The 12,296-nt window shown below is 72.0% G+C and carries 10 protein-coding genes; 5 read left to right on the top strand and 5 right to left on the bottom strand.

What is annotated here, in order from left to right; all coding sequences use genetic code 11:
- The first annotated feature begins 5 nt into the window (after positions 1-5).
- Positions 6-1,694, top strand: coding sequence for an LCP family protein (locus tag CP967_RS20955; protein ID WP_150489443.1), 1,689 nt, complete (start codon positions 6-8; stop codon positions 1,692-1,694).
- Between the two features lie 668 nt (positions 1,695-2,362).
- Positions 2,363-3,892, top strand: a complete 1,530-nt coding sequence (locus CP967_RS20950) for an LCP family protein (RefSeq protein ID WP_444545666.1) — start codon at positions 2,363-2,365, stop codon at positions 3,890-3,892.
- 235 nt (positions 3,893-4,127) lie between these two features.
- Here CP967_RS20950 and CP967_RS20945 read toward each other — a convergent pair whose 3' ends face one another.
- Both CP967_RS20945 and CP967_RS20940 read right to left on the bottom strand, forming a co-directional pair.
- Positions 4,128-5,552, bottom strand: coding sequence for an MFS transporter (locus tag CP967_RS20945; protein WP_150489441.1), 1,425 nt, complete (start codon positions 5,550-5,552; stop codon positions 4,128-4,130).
- Positions 5,553-5,556: 4 nt separating this feature from the next.
- Positions 5,557-6,819: a M20 metallopeptidase family protein gene (locus CP967_RS20940; protein ID WP_150489440.1), complete on the bottom strand. Its 1,263-nt coding sequence runs from the start codon at positions 6,817-6,819 to the stop codon at positions 5,557-5,559.
- Positions 6,820-6,877: 58 nt separating this feature from the next.
- Here CP967_RS20940 and CP967_RS20935 point away from each other — a divergent pair, with 58 nt between their 5' ends.
- Positions 6,878-8,023, top strand: coding sequence for an Lrp/AsnC family transcriptional regulator (locus CP967_RS20935; RefSeq protein ID WP_150489439.1), 1,146 nt, complete (start codon positions 6,878-6,880; stop codon positions 8,021-8,023).
- 149 nt (positions 8,024-8,172) lie between these two features.
- Here the strand turns inward: CP967_RS20935 and CP967_RS20930 are convergent, their stop codons facing one another.
- Complete coding sequence (locus tag CP967_RS20930) at positions 8,173-8,724, bottom strand: acyl-CoA thioesterase (protein ID WP_150489438.1); 552 nt, start codon at positions 8,722-8,724, stop codon at positions 8,173-8,175.
- 119 nt (positions 8,725-8,843) lie between these two features.
- On the opposite strand from CP967_RS20930, the gene CP967_RS20925 reads away from it, so the two are divergent.
- On the top strand, positions 8,844-10,136 hold the full coding sequence (locus CP967_RS20925; protein ID WP_150489437.1) for an LCP family protein: 1,293 nt from the start codon (positions 8,844-8,846) through the stop codon (positions 10,134-10,136).
- A 116-nt stretch (positions 10,137-10,252) separates the two neighbouring features.
- On the opposite strand, the gene CP967_RS20920 is transcribed toward CP967_RS20925, so the two are convergent.
- Entirely contained in the window at positions 10,253-10,462 is a 210-nt protein-coding gene (locus CP967_RS20920) for a DUF397 domain-containing protein (protein WP_150489436.1), read from the bottom strand.
- A complete protein-coding gene (locus CP967_RS20915) occupies positions 10,459-11,340 on the bottom strand; it encodes a helix-turn-helix domain-containing protein (protein WP_150489435.1) in 882 nt (293 codons plus the stop codon). The genes CP967_RS20920 and CP967_RS20915 overlap by 4 nt, the downstream gene beginning before the upstream one ends.
- Positions 11,341-11,502: 162 nt before the next feature.
- Between CP967_RS20915 and CP967_RS20910 the strand changes: the two genes are divergently transcribed.
- Positions 11,503-11,940, top strand: coding sequence for an ATP-binding protein (locus CP967_RS20910; RefSeq protein WP_150489434.1), 438 nt, complete (start codon positions 11,503-11,505; stop codon positions 11,938-11,940).
- Positions 11,941-12,296: the final 356 nt, after the last annotated feature.

The following is a 12,296-nucleotide window of genomic DNA, read 5'->3' as shown; positions in this document are numbered from 1 at the left end:
TCCTGGTGGGACGGAGCAGTACGCGCGGGGAGGGGACGCGGTCCCGCGTCAGACACGGCGCGCGGGACGAGGCCGTCCCGGGCGTCGGCAGCGGCGCGCAGGACGGCAGAGCCGCGGGGAGCGGGCACGGCCGGCGCGAACGGAGGTCCGAACCGCCGGAGGGCGGGCATCGCGGCGGCTCCCGCCGCGGCCGCCGGGCCGCCGGCAAAGGGGGCAGGCGGCGCGTCCTGCGCTGGGTCGCCTCCGTCACGGCGCTGCTGATACTCGGCACCGGCGGCGCCGGTTACCTGTACTACAGGCACCTCAACAACAACATCAAGAAGGAAGACCTGACGCTCGGCGACAAGAAGATGGCCGAGCACAAGGCCAACGCCGCGGGACAGACACCGCTGAACATCCTGATCATCGGCTCGGACGCCCGGGACTCCGAGGAGAACCAGAAGCTGGGCGGCGCGAAGGAGACCTTCGGAGCCACCCCGCTCGCCGATGTGCAGATGCTGCTCCACCTCTCCGCGGACCGCAGCAACATCTCGGTCGTGAGCATGCCCCGCGACACCATGCTGACGATGCCGAAGTGCACGGATCCGGAGTCGGGCAAGGTCTTCCCGGCCAGTACGCAGCTGGTGCAGACGAACGCGAGCCTGGGCCGGGGCGGTCCCGGCTGCACCGTGGCCGCCTGGTACGAGCTGACCGGCATCACCATCGACCACTTCATGATGATCGACTTCGCGGGTGTGGTCTCGATGGCCGACGCGGTCGGCGGGGTCCCGGTGTGCGTCGACGCCAACATCCACTCACGCGGCAGGGACGGCAAGGGCTCCGGGCTGAAGCTGGAGAAGGGCACCCACCCCGTCAAGGGCAAGCAGGCGCTGGCATGGCTGCGCACCCGTTACGGCTTCGAGGACAACACGGACCTGGGCCGGGCGAAGGCCCAGCAGCAGTACCTCAACTCGATGGTGCGGGAGCTGCGCAAGGGCACCAAGCTGACCGATCCCGGCAAGCTGATGGACCTCGCGGACGCGGCGACGAACGCCCTGACGGTGGACAACGGCCTCGGCACGGTCAAGAAGCTGTACGACCTGGCGGAGGAGCTGAAGAAGGTCCCCACCGAGCGCATCACCATGTCGACCATGCCGAACGTCTACGGCACCGGCGCTCTCGACGGCCGGGTCCTTCCCAAGCCCGGTGAGGCCGAGCAGGTGTTCCGGATGGTCCGCGAGGACATCCCCCTGGACGGCAAGGCGTCCAAGCGGAAGACCCAGGTGACGAAGGACCTCGCGGCACCCGTCGCCGAGATCGCGGTGGCCGTGCGCAACGGGACCGCCACGACCGGGACCGCCGCGGCGGAGGGCCGGGCGAGCGCGGTCAGGGACCTGCTCGTCGATGCCGGGTTCACCAAGGCGTCGGTCGACTCCGGGAACATCGAACCGGCGGCCCGCACCGGTCTGCTCTTCCCCAGCGCGGAGCTGGAGGGTGACGCCCAGGCGGTCGCCAAGGCGCTCGGCATCCCGGTGTCGCAGGTGAAGAAGTCGACGGAGGTCTCGGGCATCGTCCTGGCCGTGGGCGCCGACTGGCGCGAGGGCGGGTCCTACCCGGCCAAGGCCGGTGAGGAGAAGACACCGGAGTCGGCGAAGGCGCTCAACGGCGCGGACGAGAAGGCGTGCATGCACGTCAACCCGAACTACACCTGGTGAGACGGGCGGGGAAGGGCCCTGGAGACCGCCGCACCGCGGTCCCCGGGGCCCTTTCGCCGTATGCGGCGGAGCGGGCCGTCCGCCCCCGCGTGCGGAGAGCTGTCGAAGGCGGTCTGCCCCCGCACGGCCGGAAGACGGTCTGCCCCCGCACGGCCGGGCGGCGGCCGCGGTGCGGTCCGGCGGGAGCGTGCCGTGGCCGTCCGGCGCGTACCACGATCGGGTGGTGTGAGGCCGTGACCGCGGCGTGCGGCGCGGCGCCGGCGCGGCCGGCGGGATCGGGGACCGTGGGGGCCCTGGAGTCCTCCCGTACCAGCTCAGCGGCTGTCCCGTCGGTACGGCCGGTCGCGGGGCCGAGGGCGGTCGCCTCCTCCGTCCCGTCGGCGTACTCCTGTTCCAGGAGGTGCCGGACCGCGTTCCCGGGATGACGTTCCCCGCCGCGCACCGGCATGATCGCAGAGACGGCGGGATGACGCGCGGCGGACACGTGGTCCTCGGGGGCCCAGGGGGCGGGAGTCCCAGGGGGTGCCGTCTCCCGGGGGCGGTGTGATTCCGCCGCCGCGTTACCGCGAACGGGGGACACGAGGGCGTGCCGCCATGCCTCTTCCCGGTCATCAGATCGTACGGGCCTACCGTGCGATGGTCCCACTAGCACCGCGGAGGTGTCCCTCGTGCCTACACCGCACCGATCTCCCCGTCCACCGCACCCCCGCACCGCGCCCCCGCAGCGCAGATCCGCCCGGCAGCCCGGGTCCGCGGCGGCCCGCGGCGGGAAGGGCGGCGCGAAGGGCCGGGGCGGCCGGCCCGGCGGGCGCAGGACGCCGCCCCGGTGGGGCATGCGTGTGGCCACCGGGCTCTCCGTACTGGTGCTGGGCGCGAGCGGCATCGGCCACGCGGTGGTGTCCGGGCTGGAAGGGGGCATCGACCGGGTCGACCCGTTCAAGGACATGAAGAACCGTCCGCGGGGCGGCCACGGCATGAACTTCCTGCTCGTCGGCACCGACGGCCGCGACAAGATCACCGCACAGGAGAAGAAGGAGTACCGGCTGGGCGGTGCTCCCTGCCACTGCACCGACACCCTCATGCTGGTCCACCTGTCGGCCGACCGGCAGCGCGCCAGTGTGGTCAGCCTGCCGCGCGACAGCTACGCCGAGATCCCCGAGCACACCGACCGGACCACCGGCGAGAAGCACGAGGCCCATCCGGTCAAACTGAACGCCGCCTACGCGGAGGGCGGGCCGCAGCTGACGGTACGGACCGTGGAACAGCTGACCGGGGTGAAGATCGACCACTACCTGGAGGCCGACTTCACCAGCTTCATGAAGACGGTCGACGCCCTCGGCGGGGTGGAGATCTGCACGGCCAAGCCGCTCAAGGACTCCTACACCGGGCTGGATCTGCCGGCGGGCACCCATGAGCTGAACGGCGGGCAGGCCCTGCAGTACGTCCGCTCGCGGCACGTCGACGGGGCCGCCGACCTCAGCCGGATGCAGCGGCAGCAGAGGTTCATGGCGGCCCTGGTCGGCCGGGTGACCGGCAGCGGCGTCCTGATGAACCCGGTGAAGTTCCGCGAGGTGGCCTCCACGATGCTCGACGCGGTCCGCGCCGACAGGGGGTTCGGTACGGAAGAGATGCTGGAGCTCGGAAAGGCGATGCGCGGCTTCACACCCGCCTCGTCGGAGTTCACCTCGGTCCCCTTGGAGGAGGAGAGCCACGAGGTGAAGGGCATCGGTTCGACCGTGAAGTGGGACCCCGACAGGTCCACCGCGCTGTTCGCCGCCCTGCGGGAGGACAAGCCGCTCGCCCCGGCGCTGCCGGAGCAGCCGGAGGCGAAGCCCGTCGCGGTGGCGCCGGAGCAGATCAAGGTCCAGGTCTACAACGGCACGTCGAAGGACGGGCTCGGCCAGGAGGTGGACAAGGCGTTGCGCGGCACCGGCTTCGACACCACCCGCGCCCCGCTGAACGGCGGGGCGGGTGACCTCGGGCGGACGCGGATCAGTTACGACCCCCGGTGGGACCGTTCGGCGAAGTCACTGGCCGCCGCGCTGCCCGGGAGCGAGCTGGTGGCGGTGAAGGGACAGGGCGCGATGATGAAGGTCACGGCGGGCTCGGACTTCACCGAGGTGCGGCGGGTGAAGTCGGAGAACCCCGGGAAGGGTGAGTTCGAGACCGTCACCGGGGACCAGGTCGTCTGCCCCTGACGACCCGGCGCAGGGGACTGTTCCGTCTGACCCTGACGGCCCGGCGTGAGGGACCGTTTTGTCCGCCCCCGACGGCCCGACGCAGGGGCCGTTTCGTCCGCCCCCTGACGGCCCGGCGCAGGGCGTCGTTTCGTCCGCCCCCTGACGACCCGGCGCAGGGGGCCTTCCCGACCAGCCCCGACGGCCCGCCACCGGGGCCGTCCTCCCCCGCGCCGGCCGCGTCCCCACGCGGGGGTCACCCCTCACGGCGCCGCGCGAGCGCGGTCATCACCAGTGCGGCCAGCGCGGCACCGGAAGACACCAGCCAGAGCGCGGTGTACCCGCCCTCGCCGGGCTCGCCGGCAAGGCCGGCGGAGAACGCGCCGAGCAGGGAGGCGAAGACACCTCCGGCGACGGCACCGCCCAGCGTCTTCACGTTGTTGTAGAGCGCGGCGGAGATGCCGGTCCTCGCCGGGTCCGAGGCTTCGACGATCACCGTCGGCATGGCTCCGAGCGCCAGCCCGATCCCCAGCCCGGTGAAGGCGGAACCGGCGGCCATCTGCCATACCTCCTCGTGCAGGAGGGCGAACTGACAGAAGGTCAGTGCCACCAGGCCGAACGCGGCCATGAGGGTGGGCCGGTAGCCGATCCGCGCGGCGAGCGCGGCGGTGCCCAGCGAGCCGACGACGCTGCCGAGCGCCCCGGGCAGCAGGACCAGGGAGATGGACAGCGCGTCCAGCCCGAACCCGTAGCCGGCGGTGTCCGGGTCGGCCGCGTAGAAGGTGGAGTTGGGCGTCTGGCTGCCGAAGTAGAAGACGCCGAACAGGAAAGCGGCGCAGTAGAACGGCGCGGTGGTCCGGGCGGCCAGCGCCCGGACGTCCACCAGCGGTTCCCGGCTGCGCAGTTCCACCCGTACCCACACCGCCAGCAGGACCAGACCGAGTACGACGGGCCCCAGCACCCGCGCGGACCCCCAGGATCCCCCCTGTGCCCCCGACACCCCGCCGAGCAGGGCGATCATGGCACCGCTGAGCAGCGTCACCCCGGCCCAGTCCACCCGTCCGCCGGCCCGGTTCCGTGTCTCCGGTACCGCCACGAAGGAGACGGGCACGCAGAGCGCGGCGAGCGCGGCCGGTACCAGCAGGGTGAGCCGCAGGTCACCGAAGGCGGAGTCCACGAGTCCCATCACCACCCCGCCGGCCATCGCGCCGAGCGTCAGGGCTCCGACCAGGCGGGCGATGGCCCGTCGCGCGTCGGCCACCGGCAGCCGGTCCCGTACGAGGGCGATCTCCAGGGGCAGCAGGGCGGCGATCGGCCCCTGGAGCACGCGTCCGGCGAGCAGCGTGCCGTAGTCCGGGGCGAGGGCGACGACGAGGGTGCCCACGGCGATCGCCGCCAGGGCGACCCGGAGCATCCGCCGGTGCCCGTACAGGTCCCCGAGGCGGCCGAAGAGGGGGACGCAGACGGCGGCGGCCAGGAGCTGGACGGAGACGACCCAGTTGAGGGCGGCCGAGCCGATGCCGAGGTGGCCGGCCAGGTCGGGCAGCAGCGGGGCGAGTCCGGCCTGGAGGAAGCCGCTGGTCACCTCGAAGAGGATCAGCAGGCCGACGACGGTGGTGACGGACGCGGGCGGCGGCTCGGCGGGAGCGGCGGCCGGGGGCAGGGTCGCGGGGGCGGTCACCGGATCACGCCCGCGCGGCGGGAGCGGACCCGGACCGCGGGGCGGTGCCGGGTGCCGTGGCGCCCGGGGCGGTGAGCGGGGTACCGAGGCGGCGCAGGGCCAGTCCCGCGAGCAGGGCGGCGGCGTACGGCAGGGCGCTGTCGTCGTAGACCGCTCGCGGGGAGTGGTTCATCGGCGCGTTTGCCGGGTCCGTACCGGGCGGGCAGGCACCGAGGCCGACGAAGGCGCCGGGCACCTCCCGCAGCACGAAGGAGAAGTCCTCGGCCCCGGCCATCGGCGCGGGCGCCTCCAGGACCCGGTGCTCGCCGAGGATCCGCCGGGCGGTCTCCAGGGCGAACCCGGCCTCGGCGGCGTCGTTGACGGTCGGCGGGTACTGCTCGGTGTAGTCGATGCCGGCGCTCACCCCGTGGGCCGCGGCCACACCGTGCACGGTCCGTTCGAAGACCGTGCGCACCCTGGCCCGGGAGGCGTCGGAGAAGGTCCGCACGGTGGCGGCGAAGCGGGCGGTCTCCGGGATGACGTTGGCGGCGGTGCCCGCCTGGATCAGGCCCACGGTGACGACGGCCGGGTCGAAGACGTCGATCTCCCGGGTGACGGCGGTCTGGAGCGCGGTGACCATGGCGCAGAGCGCGGGCACCGGATCGGCGGCGGAGTGCGGGGACGAGCCGTGGCCGCCCCGCCCGCGCACGGTGACCGTCACCTGGTCCGAGGCGGCCAGCATGGGGCCCGGGCGGGTCGCGGCGAAGCCGGTGGGGACACCGGTGGAGATCACGTGCAGGGCGTAGGCGGCGACGACGCGCTCACCGGCCGCGTCCAGGACCCCCTCGTCGATCATGATCCGCGCGCCTCCCTGGCCCTCCTCACCGGGCTGGAACATGAGGACGACGTCCCCGGCCAGCTCCTCGCGCCGGGCGGCCAGCAGCCGGGCGGCGCCGACGAGCCCGGTCACATGCAGGTCGTGTCCGCAGGCGTGCATCCGGCCGTCGAGGACGGAGGCGTACGGGAGGCCGGTGTCCTCCCGCACCGGCAGCGCGTCCATGTCACCGCGCAGGAGTACGGCGGGGCCGGGGCGTCCGCCGCGCAGCACGGCGGTGACGGAGCTCAGGGCCGTACCGAGCCGGATCTCCAGGCCGAGGCCCTCCAGGGCCCGGAGTATCTTCGCCTGGGTCAGGGGCAGGTCGAGCCCCAGTTCCGGTTCGCGGTGCAGGGCGTGGCGCAGTTCGGTCAGGGCGGGGGCGAGGGCGCGTGCCTCGTTCAGCAAGGACATGGGCGTATCGTGCAAAACACAGCCCCCCGCCCCGCCCGTACGCAGGAAAGCGCCGCCGATGAGCCTGTCCGTGCCCGAATCGACCGGGGGTCCCGAGCGGCTGCTGCGGGCCGCGCAACCGGTTCCGCTGGATGAACTGGACTACCTCCTGATCACCGCGCTCCAGACCTCGCCCCGGGCGGAATGGGCCCAGATCGGCAAGGCGCTCGGGGTGGACGCCTCGACGGCGGCGCGCCGCTGGAACCGGCTCACCGAGGCGGGGCACGCCTGGCTGAGCTGCTACACGGTGGCGGTGGGCCCGACGGTGCCGGTCATCGCGTTCATCGAGGTGGACTGTGCCGCGGGAGCGCTGCACGAGGTGGCGGCCGAGATCGCGGACGACCCCCACCTGATCACCATCGAGCATGTCACCGGCGCCCGTGACCTGGTGCTCACGGCGGCCTTCCCGAACCTCGCGGCGCTGGGACGGTACGTCGGATTCCGGCTCGGCCGGCTGCCCGGGGTGTCGGCCACCCGCTCCCAGACGGCGACCACCGTCCACACCGAGGGCAGCCGGTGGCGGCTGGACCGGCTGGCCCCGGGCAGTCAGGACCTGCTGGCGAAGGAGCGGGACCCCGCTCCGCCCCGGCGCGGGTCGGCCGCCCTGGACGCGCTGGACGCACGTCTCTACCTGCTGCTCAGCGAGGACTTCCGGCAGCCGGCCGCCCGGCTCGCCGAACGCCTCGGTGTCAGTCCCACCACGGTGCGCCGCCGGCTGGACCGGATGCACCGCCAGGACGCGCTGATCTACCGCTGCGAAGTCGCCCGCTGCCTGTCCGGCTGGCCTGTCTCGGTCACGCTGTGGGGCATCGCCCCCGCCGCCGACGCCTCGCGTATCGTCTCCCAGCTGATCCGGATGCGTGAGACCCGGCTCTGCGCCTCCCTGACCGGGCCGCACAACCTGATGCTGGCGGTGTGGCTGCGTTCGGCCGAGGACATCGGGGCGTTCGAGGCGAGACTGGCGGACCGGTTCCCCGAACTCACCGTGGCGGACCGGGCGGTGACCCTGTGGCCGCTCAAGCTGGCGGGCCACGTCCTGGACCCGGAGGGCCGCCACCTCAGAGGCGTCCCTGTGACGTTCTGGGACGAACCGGTGGCCGAACAGGCGGAGGACGCCCTGCTGGAACGCCTGCGCGGCGGCCCGGCCGGTCCGGCCGCCGACTGAGCCGCACCGTCCGGGCGGACGGCGGACGGCGGGCGGTGAGCTGCGGGCGGTGAGCTGCGGGCGGTGAGCTGCGGGCGGTGAGCTGCGGGCGGTGAGCGGGGGACGGAGAGCTGCGGGCGGGGGACGGAGAGTTGCGGGCGGCGGGCGGCTCAGTCCTCGTCGAGCCCCTCGGCGGCCCGCTTCTCACGGAGTTCCTTGATCGCGCGCCGCCGGGCCAGCCGGTGCGTACGCCGGATCTGCGCCTCCTGGTAGCGGCGCCTGTCGCGTTCCGTCTCCGGTACGACCTGCGGGACGGGGCGCGGCCGGCCCTCCCCGTCGACCGCCGCGAACACCAGGTACGCGGTACCCACCTGCTGGGCGGGGGTCGACTCGTTCCACCGCTCCGCCATGACGCGCACCCCGACCTCCATCGAGGAGCGCCCGGTCCAGTTCACCTGGGCGCGGACGTGAACGAGGTCACCCACGCGGACCGGCTCCAGGAAGACCATCTCGTCCATCGAGGCCGTCACCGCCGGACCACCGGAGTGCCGGCCGGCGACCGCGCCGGCCGCGTCGTCGACCAGCTTCATGATCACACCGCCGTGCACCGAACCCAGGAGATTGGTGTCGTTACCGGTCATGATGTGGCTGAGGGTGGTGCGGGAGGCGGAGGTCGGCTTGGCCGCAATCCCGCCTTCCTGGTGCAGGTCCTGATCTGTCATGCCCTCCACCTTATGCGGGGACTTGCCCCCGGTTGCATTGCATCAGCTTCGCAACAGCCCCGGCCCGATTTCCGGTACACCCTGTAAGACCCACAGGCCAAGACGGCACACTGGTGCCCATGAGCGATTGGCCCGATGGGCGGAACGGCGGACCCGGCGAGCGGTACGGCCAGGGCAGTGCGAACGCGCGGCCCGAGAGCGCCCGCGCCATGCCGCATGTGCGGCGCCGCCCCGCTCCCCCGCAGAACCCGCCCCGGATCCCCCCGCAGCAGGGCGGCCAGGGTTACGCGGAGGCACCCGGCTACGACAGCGGGTACAACACCGGCCAGGTCTACGGGGGTGGCCGAGGTCACCACGGCGGAAGCGGCGGGAACAGCGGGAGCGGCGGGTACGGCGGCGACCGCGGTCACGTCCAGGGCGGCCGTCCCGCTCCGGACTGGGGCCGGAGGATCAAGGTCGGCGCGCTGACGCTCGTCGTCGTGGTGCTCGCGGTGACCATCGGCACGTACTTCTGGGCCGACGGCAAGCTCAAGCGCGAGGTCGACCTCTCCAAGGTCATCGAGCGTCCGGGCGAGGGCGACGGCACCAACTACCTCATCGTGGGCTCGGACAGCCGCGAGGGCATGACCGCCGAGGACAAGAAGAAGCTGCACACCGGCTCCGCCGAGGGCAAGCGGACCGACTCGATGATGATCCTGCACGACGGCTCGAACGGCCCGACGCTGATCTCCCTGCCCCGCGACTCCAACGTCGAGATCCCCAGCTTCGTGGGCTCGGAGTCCGGCAAGAAGTTCGAGGGCACCGGCCGCACCACGAAGCTGAACGCCGCGTACGCCGAGGACGGCCCCGAACTCCTGGTCCGTACCGTCGAGTTCAACACCGGTCTGCGCATCGACCACTACGTCGAGATCGGCTTCGGCGGCTTCGCCAAGATCGTGGACGCGATCGGCGGGGTCGAGATGGACATCCCCAAGGCGTTCAAGGACAAGAAGTCCGGCGCCGACTTCCAGGCCGGCAAGCAGACGCTGAACGGCGAGCAGTCCCTCGCCTTCGTCCGTACCCGCTACGCCTTCGCGGGCAGCGACCTGGACCGTACGAAGAACCAGCAGAAGTTCCTCGCGGCCCTGGCCTCCCAGACGGCCACCCCGTCGACGATCCTCAACCCGTTCACGCTGTACCCGACGATGGGCGCCGGCCTGGACACGCTGATCGTGGACAAGGACATGTCGCTCTGGTCGCTGGGCAACATGTTCTTCGCGATGAAGGGCGTCACGGGCGGTGACGGTACGTCGATGAACATCCCGCTCACGGGCCAGAGCGTGAACGGCAACCTCGTCTGGGACAAGGAGAAGGTCAAGCAGCTCGTGGAGCAGCTGAAGAACGACGAGAAGGTCACGGTCAAGGGCAGCTGACGGCAGCCGAACCCCAAGAAGGCTTCCAGGACGGGCTGTCCGCTCATCCTGGAGGCGCTTCCGACAGCATCACGCCCCGTTGCCGGGATCAAGCTCGGCAGCGGGGCGCACGTTGTTCAGCTCCCAGCCGCGTACTCCACGAAGTCCGCCCACGCGGTCGGACCGAAGCCGACGTGCGGCCCTGGGACACTCTTGGAGTCGCGAACGTGCACCGTGCCTGGGGTAGTCGCGACCTCTACGCAGTCATTACCGTCGCCACTGCTGCTGTAGCTGCTCCTGAACCACTCCAGCGCGTAAGCGTCCCCGGCAGAGGTCTCACGCATCATGTCTCTCCCAGCACTCTCTCGATGAAGGCCAACGACTCCCGGGGTGAGAGAGCCTGGGCCCGGATCATCCCACAGCGCAGCTCAAGGATTCTGAGGTGCTTCGGGTCGGAGACCGGCCGTCCTGCGAACGCGCCCTCGGACCGCCCCACCGCGCTGCCGTCAGGGAACTTCAGCACCTCGATCAGCCCACCGGTCCCGGGGTGTTCCTCGCGATGGGTAGGCATCACCTGGATCGCCACATTCCGCATCTGCCCAATCTCCAGGAGGCGTTCGAGCTGCCGACGCCACACCATTGTGCCTCCGACCGGACGTCGGAGTGTCACCTCTTCCTGGACAAAGCTGAGCGACGGGAGCGGATCACGGTCGAAGATGGACTGCCGGGCCAGGCGAGCGGCCACCATGCGGTCCATCTCGTCCAGCGTGTAAGCGGGTAGCCATGAGGCGAACAGAGCGCGCATATGCGCTTCGGTCTGCAGCAGACCGTTGACATTGTGGTTGTGGTAAGCCTCCAGCTCAGCCGCCCGTGCTTCCAGCTTCGCCAGATCCCGCACCTTCTTCGGGTACCGGACCTCCGCCACGTCCTCCTTCATCATGGCGATCCGACCGCCCGCCCCCAGCACCTCGTCCGCCTTGTCCAGGAACTCCGGGCGGGGGATGCGGCGCCCTCCCTCCACCTTGTAGACCAGGTCCTCCCCGTACCCGATCGCGGCCCCGAACTCGCCGGCCCGCATCCCCGCCACCTCCCGCCACGCCTTGATCTGGCGGCCCACCGTGGCGACCACCGCCGCCCCTGACTCGTCGTCCGGGTCGACGTCCCAGCCGGGCTCGTCCGCTCCACCGTCGCTCCCGCGCGCCGCGCCCGCCTCATCCACGCTCATCCGTGCCCCACTTCCGATGTGCATGCTGTCTCTGCTCAACCCCTGTCGTCCCCGCGCGTCACCCCGGACAGCCGGGACAGCGCTGGACAAGCGCGGGACAGTCACCGTACGTAGCCCCCCTGTCGCTATTCACGGTACGCAGGCGAGGTCACGCTGAGTACCGTGACCCAAGAAATCACCCGAACCGAACATTCCGTTCCCACCCGGCAGTTCACCGTGCTGCTCTCCCCCACCCGCCGGGGCGCCCGGCTCGCCCGGCTGCTCGCCACGGCGCATCTCAGCGACTGGGGGCTGCCCACGGAGTCGGCCGCGCACGTCGTGGCCGAGCTGGCGGCGAACGCCACCGTGCACGGCCGCGTGCCCGGCCGCGACTTCCGGCTGCGCCTCGCGGTCCGGCACGGCGGGTTGCTGCGGATCGAGGTGACCGACACCCGGAGTGAGCGACTGCCACCCGCCCCTGGGGCCTCCCCCGCCCCCGGCGCCGATACGGAGTACGGGCGCGGCCTGCTGATCGTCGGGGCCCTCGCCGACCGCTGGGGCGTCATCCTCGGGCCCGTCCCCGCCAAGACCGTATGGGCGGAGCTCGACCTGGCACCGTGACGGGGGCTCCCCACCTGCCATCGGGTGCTTTGTCACTCACTCGGGTGACATAGGACAACTGGGCTGGATTCGGGACGGGTTGCCGTGTCTATGCTCGCCCCGACAACCACAGACATGAGACGGCCCCCGCTGGGAATGAGAATCCCGGGCGAGGGCCTGACCACCGAGGAAGTCAGGACCTTCCCGATGGATACCCAGCAGGTTAACGCGCCCTCGTGCGCCCCGTCCCCCGTACACGGGGACCTCACGCCGTCTTCCGGCGTCATCCACGGCCCCGGCACCGCGGCCTCCCCCTCGCCGCGTTCGGCCCGGCTGTGCGCATCCGGTCACTGCCCGCCGCCCCGGTAGCCCTGCTG

The sequence above is a fragment of the Streptomyces nitrosporeus genome, assembly GCF_008704555.1.
Classification (GTDB): Bacteria; Actinomycetota; Actinomycetes; order Streptomycetales; family Streptomycetaceae; genus Streptomyces; species Streptomyces nitrosporeus.
This window is presented reverse-complemented; position numbering and strand designations above follow the sequence as displayed.